Origin of the sequence: Pseudomonas sp. C8002, assembly GCF_013385765.1 — a bacterium.
Lineage (GTDB): Bacteria > Pseudomonadota > Gammaproteobacteria > Pseudomonadales > Pseudomonadaceae > Aquipseudomonas.
The window spans coordinates 98597-115130 of record NZ_JACAPJ010000007.1 but is presented as its reverse complement, the minus strand read 5'-3'; the positions used below and the strand labels follow the sequence as shown (position 1 = coordinate 115130).

The 16534-nt window shown below is 62.3% G+C and carries 18 protein-coding genes; 10 read left to right on the top strand and 8 right to left on the bottom strand.

Going from position 1 to position 16534, the window contains the following annotated elements:
* The first annotated feature begins 63 nt into the window (after positions 1-63).
* The 7 genes from HX814_RS11885 to HX814_RS11855 all read left to right on the top strand — a co-directional run bounded on the left by HX814_RS11885 (position 64) and on the right by HX814_RS11855 (position 6898).
* Entirely contained in the window at positions 64-1584 is a 1521-nt protein-coding gene (locus HX814_RS11885; protein WP_087693921.1) for a ribulokinase, read from the top strand.
* The gene (locus tag HX814_RS11880) at positions 1581-2567 is read left to right on the top strand and encodes a sugar-binding transcriptional regulator (RefSeq protein WP_003207750.1); all 987 of its coding nucleotides are present in this window, start codon (positions 1581-1583) and stop codon (positions 2565-2567) included. The genes HX814_RS11885 and HX814_RS11880 overlap by 4 nt, the downstream gene beginning before the upstream one ends.
* Complete coding sequence (locus HX814_RS11875; RefSeq protein WP_003207752.1) at positions 2560-4056, top strand: sugar ABC transporter ATP-binding protein; 1497 nt, start codon at positions 2560-2562, stop codon at positions 4054-4056. The genes HX814_RS11880 and HX814_RS11875 overlap by 8 nt, the downstream gene beginning before the upstream one ends.
* Positions 4053-5081: an ABC transporter permease gene (locus HX814_RS11870; protein ID WP_003207754.1), complete on the top strand. Its 1029-nt coding sequence runs from the start codon at positions 4053-4055 to the stop codon at positions 5079-5081. The genes HX814_RS11875 and HX814_RS11870 overlap by 4 nt, the downstream gene beginning before the upstream one ends.
* 10 nt (positions 5082-5091) lie before the next feature.
* Positions 5092-5775 carry an HAD-IA family hydrolase gene (locus tag HX814_RS11865; protein ID WP_102368995.1) on the top strand — a complete coding sequence of 228 codons (684 nt, stop codon included), beginning with the start codon at positions 5092-5094 and terminating at the stop codon, positions 5773-5775.
* 87 nt (positions 5776-5862) lie between these two features.
* The gene (locus HX814_RS11860; protein ID WP_023658809.1) at positions 5863-6054 is read left to right on the top strand and encodes a hypothetical protein; all 192 of its coding nucleotides are present in this window, start codon (positions 5863-5865) and stop codon (positions 6052-6054) included.
* A 208-nt stretch (positions 6055-6262) separates the two neighbouring features.
* Positions 6263-6898 (top strand): LysE family translocator, encoded by a 636-nt coding sequence (locus HX814_RS11855; RefSeq protein WP_008435048.1) that lies wholly within the window; start codon positions 6263-6265, stop codon positions 6896-6898.
* Position 6899: 1 nt separating this feature from the next.
* Here HX814_RS11855 and HX814_RS11850 read toward each other — a convergent pair whose 3' ends face one another.
* Positions 6900-7184: a hypothetical protein gene (locus HX814_RS11850; RefSeq protein WP_003207761.1), complete on the bottom strand. Its 285-nt coding sequence runs from the start codon at positions 7182-7184 to the stop codon at positions 6900-6902.
* A 99-nt stretch (positions 7185-7283) separates the two neighbouring features.
* Positions 7284-8249 carry an AraC family transcriptional regulator gene (locus HX814_RS11845; protein WP_177008537.1) on the bottom strand — a complete coding sequence of 322 codons (966 nt, stop codon included), beginning with the start codon at positions 8247-8249 and terminating at the stop codon, positions 7284-7286.
* A 100-nt stretch (positions 8250-8349) separates the two neighbouring features.
* Between HX814_RS11845 and HX814_RS11840 the strand changes: the two genes are divergently transcribed.
* Together HX814_RS11840 and HX814_RS11835 are read left to right on the top strand one after the other, a co-directional pair.
* On the top strand, positions 8350-9189 hold the full coding sequence (locus tag HX814_RS11840) for an SDR family oxidoreductase (protein ID WP_177008536.1): 840 nt from the start codon (positions 8350-8352) through the stop codon (positions 9187-9189).
* 77 nt (positions 9190-9266) lie between these two features.
* The gene (locus tag HX814_RS11835; protein ID WP_102606044.1) at positions 9267-9722 is read left to right on the top strand and encodes a GFA family protein; all 456 of its coding nucleotides are present in this window, start codon (positions 9267-9269) and stop codon (positions 9720-9722) included.
* Position 9723: 1 nt separating this feature from the next.
* Here the strand turns inward: HX814_RS11835 and HX814_RS11830 are convergent, their stop codons facing one another.
* Positions 9724-10251, bottom strand: a complete 528-nt coding sequence (locus tag HX814_RS11830) for a DinB family protein (RefSeq protein ID WP_134326561.1) — start codon at positions 10249-10251, stop codon at positions 9724-9726.
* 123 nt (positions 10252-10374) lie between these two features.
* Here HX814_RS11830 and HX814_RS11825 point away from each other — a divergent pair, with 123 nt between their 5' ends.
* A complete protein-coding gene (locus HX814_RS11825; RefSeq protein WP_087693913.1) occupies positions 10375-11094 on the top strand; it encodes a tellurite resistance TerB family protein in 720 nt (239 codons plus the stop codon).
* Positions 11095-11250: 156 nt separating this feature from the next.
* Here the strand turns inward: HX814_RS11825 and HX814_RS11820 are convergent, their stop codons facing one another.
* From HX814_RS11820 to HX814_RS11800, 5 genes are all read right to left on the bottom strand, one after another.
* The gene (locus HX814_RS11820; RefSeq protein WP_177008535.1) at positions 11251-12054 is read right to left on the bottom strand and encodes a hypothetical protein; all 804 of its coding nucleotides are present in this window, start codon (positions 12052-12054) and stop codon (positions 11251-11253) included.
* A 144-nt stretch (positions 12055-12198) separates the two neighbouring features.
* Entirely contained in the window at positions 12199-12546 is a 348-nt protein-coding gene (locus HX814_RS11815; RefSeq protein ID WP_003217865.1) for a DUF2493 domain-containing protein, read from the bottom strand.
* A gap of 31 nt (positions 12547-12577) precedes the next feature.
* A complete protein-coding gene (locus HX814_RS11810; RefSeq protein WP_256343952.1) occupies positions 12578-12781 on the bottom strand; it encodes a hypothetical protein in 204 nt (67 codons plus the stop codon).
* Positions 12782-12840: 59 nt separating this feature from the next.
* On the bottom strand, positions 12841-15555 hold the full coding sequence (mgtA, locus tag HX814_RS11805) for a magnesium-translocating P-type ATPase (RefSeq protein WP_102606048.1): 2715 nt from the start codon (positions 15553-15555) through the stop codon (positions 12841-12843).
* 246 nt (positions 15556-15801) lie between these two features.
* Positions 15802-16095: a hypothetical protein gene (locus tag HX814_RS11800; RefSeq protein ID WP_003219143.1), complete on the bottom strand. Its 294-nt coding sequence runs from the start codon at positions 16093-16095 to the stop codon at positions 15802-15804.
* Between the last annotated feature and the right edge of the window lie 439 nt (positions 16096-16534).

Sequence of the window (16534 nt, the reverse complement as noted above, 5' to 3'; positions counted from 1 at the left end):
CGACGCTGTGCGTTGCCGGGCTTAAAACAAAAAGCGTTGTTACAAGACGCAGGAGAACTACCGATGACCTTGTTGTTGGGACTGGATTTCGGAACAGGTGGGGTGCGGGCTGGTTTGTATGACCTGCACAGCCACAAACTGGTACACGTCGCCGAGGCGCCGTATGCCACGCAATACCCGCAGTTGGGTTGGGCCGAGCAGGCGCCGGCGGACTGGTGGTCGGCGCTGGGCAAGGCCTGCCGGCAGTTGATGGCCCAGGCCGGGCACCCGCAGGTGGCGGCGGTGTGCGTCGCCACCACAGCCTCCACCGTGGTGGTTGCCCAGGCGGACGGCCAACCCCTGGCCCCGGCGTTGTTATGGATGGATTGCCGCGCCGCTGCCGAGTCGGCGCGCACGGCCCACGTCAGCCACCCGATGATGAACCAGGGCGGTGACGCGGTGGAATGGCTGGTGCCCAAGGCCATGTGGCTGGCCGAGCACGAGCCTCAGGTTTACCAGCGCGCCGAGCGTATTTGCGAGGCCGTGGACTGGATCAACTTTCAGTTGACCGGGCGCTGGGTCGCCTCCCAATTGAATGCCAGTTGCAAGTGGAATTACGACACCCTGCAGCAGCGTTTTCCGGTGGAATTGTACGCCGAACTGGGCGTGCCTGAACTGGCGCAAAAACTCCCTCAGGAAGTGATCAAGGTCGGTGGCCGGATCGGCCCTTTGAGCGCCGATGCCGCCAATCATCTGGGCCTGAGCCGCGACACCCTGGTGGCCCAGGGCGGAATCGACGCCCACATGGCAATGCTCAGTGCCGGCACCACTGGCGCCGGCGAGCTGTTGTTTATCGGCGGTACCTCGGTGGTGCAACTGATGCACACCCCGCAACGCATCGACGTACCGGGCATCTGGGGCCCGTACCCCGGCGCCTTGCTCGACGGCCAATGGTTGATGGAAGGCGGGCAAGTCTCCGCCGGTTCGATCCTCAACTGGCTGGCGCAAAAGATGTTCGGCCTCGACGATGCCGGGCACCAGCGCCTGATCCGCCAGGCCGCAGAACTGCAGCCCGGCTCCACCGGCTTGCTGGTGCTCGATTACTGGATGGGCAACCGTACACCGTACCGCTCACCGGACATGCGCGGCGCGATCATGGGCCTGTCGCTGAACCATGACCGGCATGACCTGTACCGCGCCTCGGTGGAAGCGATTGCCCTGGGCTCGGCGAACATCTTTCACACCTGGCGCTCCGAGGGCATCGAGATCACCCGGGTGGTCGCCGCCGGTGGTTTCCAGAAGAACCCGTTGTGGTTGCAGGCCACGGTGGATGCCACCGGTGTGCCGTTCGAAATGGTGCCCCACGACAACCTCACCCTGATCGGCACCGCCGCCGCTGCCGCCTGCGCCCTCGGCGAGTTCGGCACCTTGCAGGAAGCCGCTACCGACTTCACCACCATCGGCCGGCTGATCGAGCCCGACCCTTACGCCCACGAGCAATACATCGAGCTGTTGGGCCGCTATCGCGCCGCCACCGACAGCGTCGCGCCCATCAGTTGCAAGCCACCGGCGAACCGCACGCTCGGCGTAAGGCCGGCAGCATGAGCGCCCATCCTGAAGAAACGTTTGCCACGCGGTTGTCGGCCGATTCCCAGCGTGATGACTTGATGGTCCAGGTGGCCAAGCTGTATTACGACCTGGAAAAGACCCAAAGCGATATCTCCCGAGAGACCGGCCTGACCCGCTGGCAAGTCAGCCGCTTGCTGCGCGAGGCGCGGGATTGCGGGGTGGTGCGCATCGATATCGTCGCTCGCTCGGCGCGCTTGCCGCAGCTGGAAGTGGCCTTGCAACGGCGTTTCGGCCTGCGTGAAGCATTGGTGCTGGATGTGGAAGATGCCGACACCGCGCTGAACGTGGTGACCCAGGCCGCCGCCCGTTACCTGTGCAACTTGCAGCCGATGCCGGCGCTGATCGGCGTGTCGTGGGGCCGCACCCTGACCAAAATGGCCCAGTGGCTGGTGCCGCGCTGGAACGAGGGGGTCAACGTGGTGCTGCTGAACGGCGCGATCAATACCCGTTCGATGGGCGAGTCCAGCCATAACGTCGCCGAGCGCTTCGCCCAGGCTGCCCGTGGCCAGGCCACGTTGCTGCCGGTGCCGGCGATTCTCGGGCATGCGCATACCCGCGAGGCGCTGGAGCAGGACCCGGTGATCGCCCAGGTATTGCGCCTCGGGCAACAGGCGCCGGTGGCGTGTTTCAGCCTGGGGGAGTTGTCTGATCATTCGGTGTTGATGGAGTCGGGTTACATCGACCGGCCATTGCTCGAAGAGCTGGAACGCCTGGGCGCCGTCGGCGACATCATGGGCCGCTTTATCGGCATGGACGGTGAACCGGTGATGCCCGAACTCGACGCCCGCACCCTGGGCCTGCCGTTGGCCGCCTTGCGCGACAAGGCCTGGTCCATTGCCGTGTGCGTTGGCGCGCAAAAGCACCGCATCGTCCACGCCAGCGTCAAGGCCGGCTATGTCAATGTGCTGGCCACCGACGCGGCCACCGCCCGCTATTTGCTGGAGCAGGATCATGAGTGAGTTGGCCCTGGATATCCGTCATGTCAGCAAGCGTTTTCCGCCCAATGTGGTGGCGCTGACCGATGCCTCCCTCGACGTTCGGCCCGGTGAGGTGCATTGCCTGCTGGGCGCTAATGGCGCGGGCAAAAGTACCCTGTTGAAAATCGTCGCCGGCGCCCATCGCCCGGATGGCGGCGAGATGTCGGTGGCGGGCCGGCGGGTGGAACTGAAGAATCCGCAACAGGCGCGCCAGGCCGGGATCGCGATGATCTATCAGGAGCTCGACCTGATCCCGCAGATGACCGTCGAAGAGAACCTGATGCTCGGCTATGCGCCCCAGCGCTTCGGGATTATTTCCCGGGGCAAGCGCAGTGCGTTGGCCAAGGCCGCACTGTTGCGGGTCGGGGCCAACTTCTCGAGTTCCGACCGGGTGGGCAGCCTGTCGATTGCCAACCAGCAATTGGCGGCCATCGCCCGGGCACTGACCTGTGAGGCCCGGCTGGTGGTGATGGATGAGCCTTCGGCGGCGCTGAACGAGACCGAACTCAAGCGGGTGTTCCAGGTGATTCGCGAGATCACTGCGGCGGGTGTGGCGGTGCTGTATGTCAGCCACCGCTTGAATGAAATTCGCGAGATCGGCGACCGGGTCACGGTGCTGCGTGCCGGGCGAACCCTGCAAACCCACGAGCTGGCGCAGATCGACGACCAGGCGCTGATCGCCGCCGTGGTCGGCGAGCACCGCGACCTGCTGGAACGCAGCCCGCGTCAGGCGCCGCGGGACAACCTGGCGCTGAATATTCGCCGGCTGCAAGGCGAGCAGGGCCTGGACGTGCAGGGGCTGGAAGTGCGTCAGGGCGAAATTGTCGGGCTTGCCGGGCTTAACGGGGCAGGGCGCAGCACGTTGCTCAAAGCCTTGTTTGGCGTGGGGCGCAACGACAGCGATGTTGAACTGTTTGGCCAGCCTTATCAGCCGCAAACTTCGCGCCAGGCGATCCGCCAGGGCGTCGGGTTGGTGCCGGAAAACCGCAAGACCGAAGGCCTGCTGCTGGATGCGCCGATCTACCGCAACGCCTGCCTGGTGCATACCCGGCACTTGAACTGGTTCTCCCATCGCCAGGCCAAGGACCGCGCCGGCCCGGTGCTGCAGCGCTTGCAGACCAAGCTCGACAACCTTGAGCAACCGGTACGCCAGCTCTCCGGCGGCAATCAACAGAAGGTGGTCATGGCCAAGTGGGTGATCGACGGCGCGCGCCTGTTGCTGCTGGACGAGCCCAGTCGTGGCCTGGATGTCGGCGCCAAGGCCGACCTCTATGCCCTGGCCCGCAGCCTGGCGCAGGAAGGGGCGGCGGTGCTGGTCGCCAGCAGCGAGCTGGACGAGTTGTACGTCAATTGCGACCGCATCTGGGTGATGCATGAGGGGCGCAACGCGCTGTGTTTCGACCCCTTGACTGCCAGTCGCGACCAGATCGACCAGGCCATCCTTATCGGTAGAACGAGTGTAGAACCATGACTATTGCAAGCAACCCAAGCCCGGTTTTCGATAAGCCCGTCACCCTTACCAGCCGCCGTCGCAGTGCGGTGCTGGAGTGGGTGATGCGCTACAACTTTGTGTTCATTTTTCTGTTTGCGGTGGTGGTGGCGACGTTCCTGTCGGACGACTTCCTGACCTTCGGCAACATCGCCAACCTGTTCCAGCAGGGGGCGATTGTCGGGATCATCGCCATCGGCATGACCTTCGTTATCCTTACGGCCAATATCGACCTGTCGGTGGGCAGCCTGTGTGCCTTCGGCGGGATCCTGGTGGCGGTGCTCCTGCAGCAGCAGGTCAGCGGCTGGCTGGCAGTGCCGGCCACGTTGCTGGTGGGACTGGCCATCGGCACCTTGATGGGCAGCCTCACGGTGTTTGGCAAGGTGCCGAGTTTTATCATCACCCTGGCCGGGCTGGTGTCGCTGCGCGGGGCCACCTTCCTGGCATCCGACGGTGCGCCGATTGGCGGATTGCCGGCCAGCTTCACCTCGTTCGGCTCGGCCATGATCGACATCTGGCCCAGCGCTGGCATTGCGTTTCCGGTGCTGGGGCTGATCTTTATCCTGATCACCGTCATCGCCTGGCTGGTGCTGCGCTACACGGTGTTTGGCGAGTATGTGCTGGCCACCGGCGGCAACCTGGAGGCTGCGCGGCTGTCCGGCGTGCCGGTGCGGGCGGTGACGATTGCGGTGTTCGCCATCTGCGGCGGCCTGGCAGCATTCGCCGGCTTGTTGATGACCTCACGCCTGCACGTCGGCCAACCGACCGCTGCCCAGGGCCTGGAACTGGATGCAATTGCCGCCGTGGTGCTGGGTGGCACCAGCCTGTTCGGCGGGCGCGGCAGCGTGGTAGGCACGGCGGTGGCGGTGATGCTGCTGCAGGTGTTGCGCAATATCTTCAACCTGCTGGGGCTGGGCTCGTTCTACCAGATGGCGATCACCGGGGTGATCATCGTGCTGGCGATTTTGCTCAACCGCTTGATCGACCATTACGCCGGGCGCACCTGAGGACACCGTGATGAATGCACCGCTACCCGCGCCGATCAAGGCCGTGATCTTCGACATGGACGGCCTGCTGCTCGACACCGAAGGCATCTACACCGAAGTCACCCAACTGATTGCCGACCGCTACGGCCGCACCTTTGACTGGAGCATGAAGCAGAACACCATCGGCCTGGGGGCTTATGAACTGGCCAGCTATATCGTGCAGGCCGTGGGCTTGCCGATGAGCCCCGAGACGTTCTTGCAGGAACGCACACCATTGATGAATGCGCGGTTCCCCCAGGCGGCGGCCATGGCCGGGGCCCAGGCGCTGGTGCGGCATTTGTCGGCCCACGGTGTGCCGATTGCGGTGGGTACCAGTTCGTCGCGGCACTATTTCGAACTGAAAACCACCTTGCACCGCGACTGGTTCTGCTTGTTCGATGCCATCGTCACCGCCGATGACCCTCAGGTAGGCGCTGCCAAGCCGGCGCCGGATATCTTCCTGGTGGCTGCCGAGCGACTGGGAGTGACGCCCGCTGAATGCCTGGTGTTCGAGGATTCGCCATTTGGCATCACTGCGGCCAAGGCGGCCGGGATGTACGCCGTGGCCATCCCGGACCCGGCGATGCCGCAGGAGAAGTTCCTGCATGCGGATGGAAGACTGCTGAGCCTGGAGGCGTTTGACCTCGCGCGATGGGGGTTGCCAGCCTACCGCTGACTCGACGTTCGGTAGGCTGCCTCGTCGTCAGCGGGTGTATGGTAGACCGGGCAAACACCTGGATTATCTCTGGAGAGAGAGGTGACTATGAGCACTCCCATGCTGAACAAGCTGCATCTCAACGGTTATGACATCGTGCAGGTCAACAGCGGCCCGTGGCGCGTCTGTACCAAGGCTGATCGCCTGGCATCCTTCGGTTCCCGTGAGCAGGCGCTGGCGTATGCCGCGGCGCTACCGGGTTACAAGGCACGGTCGAGGCCGGTCGCCAATGATGCATGAGCCCTCAACAGCCTCGGTCAATCCGGGGCTTTTTATTGGCACCCAATTGAGCAACACATGACCGGTGGCGAGGGAGCTTGCTCCCGCTGGAGTGCGAAGCGCTCCCAGGATTTTGGGGCCGCTGCGCAGCCCAACGGGAGCAAGCTCCCTCGCCACACAGAGGATATTTTGGGATGATTCGCAGCTGATCAGCCCGTAGGAACCTGTCATGTCCCTGGCAACCTTATTTCTGTTCGTCATGATGAGCGCCGCGATTATCGCGATACCTGGCCCGACGGTTCTGTTGGCCCTGCAAAATGGTTCGCGCCATGGTTTGCAGGCGGCGTTCTGGGGCATGGCCGGGGCGGTGTTGGCCGACGCGTTGCTGGTGACGGCGGTGGCGTGTGGCCTGGGATTGCTGCTCGCGGCCAGCGAAGGGCTGTTTCAGGCGCTGAAATGGATCGGTTCGGCGTACCTCATCTGGATCGGCTGGCAGATGTTGCGATCACCCCAGGCGGCGTTGCCATCGGTGGGCGAAGGTGAGGACGGCGGCACCCGCTCGGCGAGTATTTTCACCCGCAGTTTCCTGGTGGCGATTTCCAATCCCAAGGCGTTGTTGTTCATGTCGGCATTCCTGCCGCAATTCGTCGACAGCACCCAGGCGCAACTGCCGCAGTACGCGTGCCTGTTGCTGGCGCTGTGCGTGCTCAATGTCAGCATCATGATGTTCTACGCGGTATGCGGGGCACGCTTGCTCAGTCGCCTGCGGCCCGCACATTTGCAGCATTTCAACCGTGGGGCGGGTGGGTTGTTGATGACGATGGGCGTGCTGTTGGCCGCTTACCGTCGTGCCCCGGCTGCGTAACTTAAACGAATGGCTGGCCGTGGAACCCGCGTGGCAGGCGCTGACGGCCTGGCAGGTCGGTCAGGCGCTGGGTCCAGGCACTGCGCCAGTCACCGGCGGCATGGGCGGTTTTGGACTTGCGCGCGGCACGCCGAGCGGCGTTGCGTTGGGTGCGGCGGGCTTCCTTGAAGACTTCGGTGTTACGGCAGGTACGGCACTTGACCCGATTCAGCTCGGTGCTGGAAGGGAGGTTGTTGCCGTGATGACCGCAGGCAAGATGCCCGGCGACCTTGAAGTGAATGACCATGTAAGCGTCTCCTTCTTGGGGGATGCGTCGCATCGGTAATCTGCTGATGCGCGCGGGCAGGGCGGGGCAGCCATTGGCTGATGTTCACCGCTCTGTCTTTTATGACAGTTCGCTGCTCCATGCGTTCGTTTGAGGGTATTGCGCCTCCGTCGACACCCGTAGCGCCTGCTGGTAATGCAACGGCGAGCGCCCGATCTCACGTTTGAAGGCATGGCTGAATGCGCTCTGGGAGTTGTAGCCCAGCGAGAGCGCGAGCTCGATCAACGAGCGTTTGCCCTCAGCCAGCGCCCGCGCTGCCAGACGCATGCGCCACTGGGTGAGGTAGGCCATCGGCGAGACCCCGGCGACGTCCTTGAAGTAGGCCGCAAAGCTGGCTCGCGACATTGCACACGCCTTGGCCAGTACCTCCAACGGCCTGGTTTCGCCCGGCTCGCCATGGATAAGGCGCAGCGCCGGCGCCAGGCGTTTGTCGGTCATGGCGCGCAGCCAACTGCCGGACAGCGGCGGTGCGGTTTCGAAATGCAAACGCAGAATTTCGATGAACATCAGGTGCGCCAGTTGCGATGAGGCCACTGCTGCACCCGGACGATCATGCTCCCGTTCACGCACCAGTTGATTGAGCAACCAATGCAGTGTTTCGAGCGCATGGGTCCTGGCATTCAAATGGATGAAGGGCGCCAGTGCTGCACGTAGCAGGTGTTCGGAGTCAGGGCTGAGTTCCACCTTGCCGCCAATCATGAAGAACTCATCCCCATCGCCGTGATACGCCAGGGCACCCACTCGCTTGTCGAGGATCTGTTGCAAATCCACCGGTGTTGCACTCAGGTCACTGGCCATGACATGGGGCCTTTCGGCCGACAGTAGAAACACATCGCCTTCGTTTACCGCAATGGGCGTGCTTTCGCCTTTGATCTTCAGCCAGCACGTCCCTCGCAACACGCCCCAGAACTTCAATTGGGTAGCCGGTGGAAAGGCGATCGCCCAGCGTCCGCCCGCCACCAGGCCGGCGGACATCACGGAGCGGGCTTGCATGAAGGTGAGCAACTCGGAAAATGGATCAGTCATGATTTAGACGATTGCTTATAAAAACTGGAGTCTAGCGCATTCATCGTCTAGGTCGGATGAATATGCTGGGGTCTCCAATGTCACTACAGAGGGTTTGATCATGACATTACGCACTTGGTTGATCACCGGAGCCAACAGTGGCTTTGGACGCGAGATGACCGAGCAATTATTGGCACGGGGGGAGCGCGTTGCGGGCACGGTCCGGGATTTGGCGAGCATGGCGGACCTGCGAGCGCTTCATGGCGAAAGGCTGTGGCTGGCCGAGTTGGATCTGACTGATACCCCGGCGATTCGCCGGGTGGTCGATCAGGCATTCAAGGCGCTGGGGTCCATTGAGGTGGTGGTCAGTAACGCAGGCTACGGCCTTTTCGGCGCCGCAGAAGAGATGACCGATCAGCAGATCGAGCATCAATTGGGTACCAACCTGCTGGGTTCCATTCAATTGTTGCGCGCCGCGCTGCCCCACCTCAGGGCCCAGGGTGGCGGGCGGATCCTGCAACTGTCCACCATGGGCGGGCAGGCCGTTTTCCCGGGTGGTTCGCTGTACCATGCGAGCAAGTGGGGAATTGAAGGCTTTGTCGACGCCTTGGGCGAGGAAGTGGCTTGTTTCAACATCGGCTGCACCCTCATCGAACCCGGTAGCGCCCGCACCGGTTTTCGCTACCGCAGCGCGCAACTGGCGCCACGCCTGGAAGACTACGACCGTTCTCCTTCCAGCCACGCACGGCGGATGATCGAAGGCGGCACGACGGTGTCGTCGGGTGACCCCGCCAAGATGGTTGCGATCATGCTTGCCAGCGTCGACCAGCACCCTGCGCCCAAGCGCATTGCCTTGGGGCCAGACGCCTACACCGTGATGCACAAGCAGCTCAGCGACCGTCTGGCAGCACTGGAAGCGCAAAAGGACCTGGCATTTTCGACGGACTTCTTTGTGCCGTAACGAAACCGGCATCGCTGTTCGCGACGCACCCGCTCGTTTATCCTCCGGTCACACACACAATGTGACTGGAGTGGAAGATGAGCAATCAAGAGTCCCAGGAAGGCGGCTGCCGTTGTGACCGGGTGCGTTTTACCGTGACCGAAAAACCATTGATCACCATGGCGTGCCACTGCACCGGGTGCCAGAAGATGTCATCCAGCGCGTTCTCGCTGAGCGCGCTGATCCCCAGCCACGGATTCACCATCACCCAGGGCAACCCGGTGATCGGCGGGTTGCATGGCGTAGACCGCCACTACTGCTGCCCCCACTGCATGAGTTGGATGTTTTCCCGCCCCAATGGCGTGGAAGATCTGATCAACCTGCGCCCCACCATGCTGGATGACGCCAGCGGCTATGTGCCATTCATTGAAACCTGGACCAGTGAAAAGCTGCCGTGGGCGACTACCCCGGCACAGCACAGCTTTGCGCAGCTCCCGGAGAGGGAGAGTTTCCCCGCGCTGATACAGGCGTACGCCGAGTACAGCGGCGGTTGAACTAGTCCATCAGCGCCAGCAGGTCGGTGTCGCCCACGTCGCGCCCGGCCTGGGTCAGCAGCGTTGTCACCTGGCCCCGGTGGTGGGTCTGGTGATTGAAGAAGTGCACGAGCAGGGCATGAAAATTCTTGTTCATGGGCGTGCCCGCCATGTTGTGGTACTGCAGGGGCTGATCCAGGTCCGACTCACTGATCGACTGCACCCAGTCGATGATGAGCTGGTCGAGCCAGGCGCGGTGGGCCGACAGTTCACGGATATCGGCGAAGGCCAGTTGATTCAGACGTGGCGGCAACCCCAACGCGTCTAACGGTACCAGCGCGGCAAAGCCTGCCGGATGCTCGGCGAAACGCTTGAGCCAGACGCGATCACCCAGGGCGAGGTGGTTCAGCGTGCCAAGGATCGATCCGAAGAACGCGCCACGGTCGGCAATCAAGTCTTCGTCGCTCAGGCCGTGGGCCGCTTCATACACCTTGCGGTTCATCCACTGGTTATAGGTCGCCATCAAGGCAATCTGCTCGGTACGGGTCACGTGAGGTTCCTCGATGGGGGGGCGTCGCCATGATAATGCGAGCCTGCCGGGCGGTCATGGTGTTCTCGCGCAGCGCAGCTATTGTTGTTGATCTGGAACTCTGCGCCCTGGGAGGGTGACACCATGAATACCGGCGATCTACTGGAACAATTGCTGCGGGCGGGCCAGGCCTCGTCCAGCCAGCAGGGCGGCGCTGCACCCGGGTCTCAGGGCGGGCTCGGTGGTTTGGGCGGCTTGCTTGGCGGTTTGCTGGGCGGCAGCGCTGCTTCGGCTTCAGGCGGTGGCGGCCTTGGTGGCTTGCTCGGTGGCCTGGGCGGCATGCTTGGCGGAACCCGTGCGGCGCCTCAGGGGCGCACCGGCGGCACCAACTACGCGGCGCTGGCGTCGTTGGGGATGATGGCGTTCCAGGCGTATCAGGCCTGGCAGCGGCAACAGGCGTCGGCGCCGCAGCAGGCGTTGCAGACGGTTGACCAGTTGTCTGGCGCGCAGGTCGAAGAACACAGCCACGCCGTGCTGCGTGCATTGATCGCGGCAGCCAAGGCGGATGGCGAGATTGATGAGCGGGAGCAGCAGATGATCTCGGCCGAGATCGGCAAGCACACCGATGACCCGCAATTGCAGGCGTGGCTGGATGCCGAGGTGGCCAAACCGTTGAATGCGGCGGATTTTGCCGAGTTTGCCGGCGACCCGGCGGTGGCGTCGGAGGTGTACCTGGTCAGTGTGCTGCTGGTGGATGACCAGCGGGACGCGGAGCGCAATTATCTGGATGAGCTGGCGGCGCAGTTGAAGATTGATCCTGCGTTGCAGGTGCACCTGGAGCAGCAGGCCAAGGGGCAGGTTTAAATCGCTATTACGGTCATACCAAGCCTGTGGCGAGGGAGCTTGCTGTGGCGAGGGAGCTTGCTCCCGCTGGGCTGCGTAGCGGCCCCGGAATCTTTGGGAGCGCTTCGCACTCCAGCGGGAGCAAGCTCCCTCGCCACAGGGGTCATCGTCTGCGGGTTAGAACCGCAGTGTGGCACCCGTCGTGAGCCATTGATGCTGATCCCCGATCAAACTGCGTCCTACCACCAGGTCCACGTCCACATTCTTGCCGATATGCATCCTCGGCCCGGCTTGCCACGCCTGGTCGCCGCCTTGCTGGCCGTAGCGTTCGGCGATCAGTGTCAGTGAGTCCATCAGGCTGTATTCAAACCCGGTGCCCCAGGTCGGCCGATGGGTCTGGTCGCCGTCGTTATAAGCGTGGCTCCAGCCGGCGTTGAAGTTAAGCCGCAGGGCCTCCATGGGCTGCCAGGTAAACGGCACATTCAAGTCCGCGCCATCAAACGAGTGCTGGCGGTTCAGCGCGTAATGCACGCCGGCAGACGCGGCCAGTTCCAGGCCCAGGTCTTCCCGGGCCCACAACTGCGCCTTGAGCTGCGGATTCACTTGGGTTTCGCCGTCGCCATCATGGTTGGCCCGGGACACGGCGGCAGTCCACTGCAACCACGCAATGGCAGCGGAAGTGCAGGCCGGCGCCAGGGTTTCACTGTGGGTTGAGCCCGCGTGCCGGTTGGCGGTGAACCAGGCGTCGACATTGCATTCGCCCGGGGCGTTGATTGCGCCATCGTCGACCACGTAGGAGCCGCCGGCCGCATGGGCATTCGACATCAGGCTGAGCACCAGCATGATGCCCGCGGTCACGCCGACGAAAATCAGGTTGCGCCGCACTGCCCGAAGCTTGGAGGCGGGCAGGGGATGGAAGGTAACGTGGGTGGTGCGGTTGCGGTATTTGGCGAAACCGTCAGGGGTGTGTTTCTTGTACATGGTGAACCTCGATCAACAGCCGGTGGCGCGCCCCGACCGGACTTGGCAGGGACGCGCCGTGTTTCAAATAGAAAAAAGTGTGCAACGGGGTACCGCTACAACGGGGTTCTTCGTTCATGCCTGGATACTCCAATAAGGGTTGATTCAGCTGTCTACAGTCAGCACATGGATGCCACTGGCCCTGGCCTGGCTCACCAGTTCCGAGGTGTCGTCGCCACCGGGCAGCGCGATGATCACGTCGGGCCGGCTGTCGGTGAGCATGAACTGGTTGCGATGGCGTTCGGCCTGCTTGCCATGGCGTTGCCAGTTGGGTGGGTAACGCACCACATCCACTCCGGTTTCCCGGGCCCAGTCTTCCACGTCGCTGCCCAGGAACTGGCTGCCACCGTGGATCAATACCTGCACCGGGCGCAGGCGGTGGTAGGCGTCCAGCACCTGGCGGGACATTTTTGTATCGGCGTAATGACGACCTGCACAGATCAAGACGCGCATGGTGATCTTTCCTTGTAGTGCGTATTGCCATTTATCGACGCGGGCGCAGCAAGCGGATGCAGGTGCTGTTCAAGCTGCTGGAAAAACCCAGCATGAAGCGCATTTCCACGGCGCTGAGCACGTTGCGCGCGTACAGCCGTACGCCCAGCACCATCACCGCTTTGGCCGCCTGGGCGAGGCCGAACACCAGCAGCGCGCGAGCAGCGTTGTCGAGGTAGCTCATAAGTGTGTTCATTGTCTGTCTCCGCGTGCACTGGCTATCTACCGATAGCCAGCGCTTTCAGGGGCGGTTGATCAGTACCACTGCTTGAAGCGGCGGATGTAGAGGGTTTTCATCAGTTGTGCCACGCAGCAGTAGGCGACCAGGGTGCCCACCAGCCATGGGAAGTACGCCAGTGGCAGCGGCTCCAGGCCAACCATCGCGCCCAGCGGCGAGAACGGTACGTAGATGCCCAGCCCGATCACGATGCAGGTCATCATCATCACCGGCCATGCGGCGTTGCTCTGGAAGAACGGGATCTTGCGGGTGCGCAGCATGTGCACCACCAGGGTTTGCGAGAGCAGCCCCTCGATGAACCAGCCGGACTGGAACAGGGTCTGCATTTCCACGCTGTTGGCCGAGAACACGTACCACATCAGGGCAAAGGTGGTCATGTCGAAGATCGACGAGGTCGGCCCGATCCAGATCATGAAGCGGCCAATGTTTTTCGCGTCCCACTTGCGTGGCTTGGCCAGGTATTCCTTGTCCATCTTGTCCCACGGCAAGGCCAGCTGGGAGATGTCGTACATCAGGTTTTGCAGCAGCAGGTGGATCGACAGCATTGGCAGGAACGGGATGAACGCACTGGCCACCAGCACCGAGAACACGTTGCCGAAGTTGGAACTGGCGGTCATGTTCAGGTACTTCATGATATTGCCGAAGGTCTCGCGACCTTTCAGCACGCCTTCTTCCAGCACCATCAGGCTCTTTTCCAGCAGGATGATGTCGGCGGATTCCTTGGCAATGTCCGTCGCGCTGTCCACCGAGATGCCCACGTCGGCATCCCGCAAGGCCGGAGCGTCGTTGATGCCGTCGCCGAGGAAGCCCACGGTGTGGCCGTTGGACTGCAAGGTCTTGAGCACCCGCGATTTCTGCAGCGGCGTCAGCTTGGCGAACACCGTGCGCTCCTCGACCCGCAGCTTGAGGGTGGCGTCGTCCATCGCTTCGATTTCCGTCCCCAGCAACGGTACGCCTGGCTCAAGGCCGACCTGGCGGCAGATCTTGCTGGTGACGATGGCGTTGTCGCCGGTGAGCACTTTGACCGCCACGCCAATTTCGCGCAGGGCAGCGATCGCCGGGCCAGCGGTTTCCTTTGGTGGATCAAGGAAGGTCAGGAAGCCACGGATCACCAGGTTGCGCTCATCGGCCGTGGTGTACTGCTTGCGGGCGAGTGCATGGGGAATGTTGCGGGTGGCCAGCACCAGCACCCGGAAGCCGTCTTCGTTGTAGTCCTGGGCAATCGCCAGCAACTCGTTGCGACGCCGATCATCCAGCTCGACGGCCACGTCGCCTTCCATCACGTGGGTGGAAATGCTCAGCATCTCCTCGACCGCACCCTTGCACACCAGCAGGTGATCGTTTTGCGCGTCCTTGACCACGATCGACAGGCGACGGCGGATGAAGTCGAACGGCAACTCATCCACCTTGCTGTAGGCAAACGGCACCTGGAACTTCGGATTCTGCTCTGAGAACTGTACGACCGCCTGGTCCATCAGGTTCTTCATGCCGCTCTGGTGATGGCTGTTGAGCCAGGCGAGGGTCAGCACCGAATCATCACGGTTGCCAAAGGCGTTGACGTGGTGCTCGAGGATGATCTTGTCCTGGGTCAGGGTGCCGGTCTTGTCGGTGCACAGCACGTCCATCGAACCGAAGTTCTGGATCGCGTTGAGGCGCTTGACCACCACCTTGCGCTTGGCCATGGCGGTTGCACCCTTGGCCAGGTTGGCGCTGACGATCATCGGCAGCATTTCCGGGGTGAGGCCTACCGCCACTGCCAGGGCGAACAGCAACGCGTCGCTCCAGTCACCCTTGGAGAAGCCGTTGAGGAAGAACACGATCGGCGTCATTACCAGCATGAAGCGGATCAACAGCCAGCTGACGCTGTTCACCCCGCGGTCAAATGCGGTTTGCACCCGGGAGCCGACAATCGCCTTCGCCAGGGAGCCAAAGTAGGTGCGCGGGCCGGTGGCAACCACCACGGCTTTCGCCCGGCCGCTGACCACGTTGGTGCCCATGAAACAGATGTTCGGCAGGTCCAGCAGGTTGCCCTGGTCGGCCGCCGTGGACGTGGCGGATTTTTGCGTCACATCCCCGAGGGTGTCGTACTTCTCTACCGGCAAGGCTTCGCCGGTCAGCACGGCCTGGCTGATGAACAGGTCACGGGACTCGATCAGGCGGATGTCGGCCGGGATCATGTCGCCGGCAGACAGTTGCACGATATCGCCGGCCACCAGGTCGCGCATCGGCACTTCCCGCAGGGTCGGCTTGGAGCCCACTTGCTCGCGACGCAACACCGTGGCGGTGGTGCGCACCATGGCCTTCAAGGCCTCGGCGGACTTGGCCGAACGATGCTCCTGCCAGAAGCGCAGCAGGCTGCTGAGCATGACCATGGTCATGATAATGATGACCTTGGTCAGGTCGGCTTCTTCACCGGCCTGCAGTGGCAGCCAGTAGTCAGTGAAGAAACTGATGGCGCCGAGGGTCAGCAGCACGTAGATGAACGGGTTGTTCAGGGCCTGGAGGAATTGCACGATGGCGTGAGGCGGCTTGTCGTGGGCCACCTCGTTGTAGCCTTCACGTTGCAGGCGAGCAGAGGCATCCAGTTCGGTCAGGCCATCCTTGGTTGCCCGGACATTGGCGAGGGTTGCCGAGAGGCCGTTCTGGGCTTCGCGGGCGGCGCGCATCGACAGCTTGGTGTCGGTATCCGTGCCGTTTTTCTTGTGCAGTTTCGGGTTTTTTACTGCGCTCATTGTGTGTACTCCTGTCGCCAATTTTTCGACAAAACATACCCGGTACTTACCTGATGACAGGCGAGCGAAAGCATGCCGAGTCGCTGACTTCGCGATCGGTTTAAATAAAGTGTTGGGTAACTTTCTACAGGCCCGCTAACAGCGCGTTAGTTAACTAACGCGCAGCGGGCTACTACTGGCTTCGTCCATAGAGAACTCCAGCTAATCAAGTAACGGATAATCAGGAAGTTGCTGTTTCCAGCTGGCTTATGCCGCGCGAGCGTCCACGTAGAGGCTCAGCATCAGGCTCGCTTGCGCGACCAGGCTGGAAACGTCCCGTCTCTGTGGGTCTTGAGGGTCGGCGTGATCCCATTGCTGGACCAGGTGGCCGGTGGTGGGGCAGATACGCCAGTGTGCCCGGGGAGTCGGGCACACGCGGGGGGATGAGGTCACAAAGGTGCTGCGGGTAGGGGAAAAGCCTACGGGCTCGCGGCACAATTTGGCACGCAGGGCGTTAGCCAGCGTACGCAGATCAGGTAAAACAATCAGTTGAAAGGTCATAACACACCTCGGGACCGGACTGGCATCCGGTGAGGCAGTTACGTTGGAGCGTCAGGCTCTAGCGCAGCTTACTCGGCCGGAAAGGCGAGTCCCGTCATTTTTTCTGGGTTTGGCGCCCGATTCGCCGCATTCACGGTGATCGGACAACGACTAGATACTGTGTCCATTGGCTTCTTTTGTGAGGTTGAAAAATGGCCCTGAGTTGCAGGCACGGGGAATTTACTCAGGCAGTTGCCGGATGTCAACGTTTAATGACTTAAATTGTTACTGGTTCAGAGTTTGTTCAGATAGAAGGTTGGGGGAAGTTGCAATATCAAGTGTGCTTATTGATAAGTGGCCGGTGTGTGGCGGGCAGGTGAAGTAACAATAGCCGGATAACTTATTGCGGGGTTCCGAAGCCTGCGTTCGGCCAGCGTGGTTTAACGGGGCGCCCAAGATC

Coding starts and splice junctions, on each gene's coding strand:
- HX814_RS11825 (WP_087693913.1), top strand. CDS start 10,375: ATGAATACCGGCGATCTACTGGAACAATTGCTGCGGGCGGGCCAGGCC.
- HX814_RS11855 (WP_008435048.1), top strand. CDS start 6,263: ATGTCCCTGGCAACCTTATTTCTGTTCGTCATGATGAGCGCCGCGATT.
- HX814_RS11885 (WP_087693921.1), top strand. CDS start 64: ATGACCTTGTTGTTGGGACTGGATTTCGGAACAGGTGGGGTGCGGGCT.
- HX814_RS11810 (WP_256343952.1), bottom strand. CDS start 12,781: ATGAACACACTTATGAGCTACCTCGACAACGCTGCTCGCGCGCTGCTG.
- HX814_RS11865 (WP_102368995.1), top strand. CDS start 5,092: ATGAATGCACCGCTACCCGCGCCGATCAAGGCCGTGATCTTCGACATG.
- HX814_RS11880 (WP_003207750.1), top strand. CDS start 1,581: ATGAGCGCCCATCCTGAAGAAACGTTTGCCACGCGGTTGTCGGCCGAT.
- HX814_RS11845 (WP_177008537.1), bottom strand. CDS start 8,249: ATGACTGATCCATTTTCCGAGTTGCTCACCTTCATGCAAGCCCGCTCC.
- HX814_RS11800 (WP_003219143.1), bottom strand. CDS start 16,095: ATGACCTTTCAACTGATTGTTTTACCTGATCTGCGTACGCTGGCTAAC.
- HX814_RS11850 (WP_003207761.1), bottom strand. CDS start 7,184: ATGGTCATTCACTTCAAGGTCGCCGGGCATCTTGCCTGCGGTCATCAC.
- HX814_RS11820 (WP_177008535.1), bottom strand. CDS start 12,054: ATGTACAAGAAACACACCCCTGACGGTTTCGCCAAATACCGCAACCGC.
- HX814_RS11860 (WP_023658809.1), top strand. CDS start 5,863: ATGAGCACTCCCATGCTGAACAAGCTGCATCTCAACGGTTATGACATC.
- HX814_RS11870 (WP_003207754.1), top strand. CDS start 4,053: ATGACTATTGCAAGCAACCCAAGCCCGGTTTTCGATAAGCCCGTCACC.
- HX814_RS11875 (WP_003207752.1), top strand. CDS start 2,560: ATGAGTGAGTTGGCCCTGGATATCCGTCATGTCAGCAAGCGTTTTCCG.
- HX814_RS11840 (WP_177008536.1), top strand. CDS start 8,350: ATGACATTACGCACTTGGTTGATCACCGGAGCCAACAGTGGCTTTGGA.
- mgtA (WP_102606048.1), bottom strand. CDS start 15,555: ATGAGCGCAGTAAAAAACCCGAAACTGCACAAGAAAAACGGCACGGAT.
- HX814_RS11835 (WP_102606044.1), top strand. CDS start 9,267: ATGAGCAATCAAGAGTCCCAGGAAGGCGGCTGCCGTTGTGACCGGGTG.
- HX814_RS11815 (WP_003217865.1), bottom strand. CDS start 12,546: ATGCGCGTCTTGATCTGTGCAGGTCGTCATTACGCCGATACAAAAATG.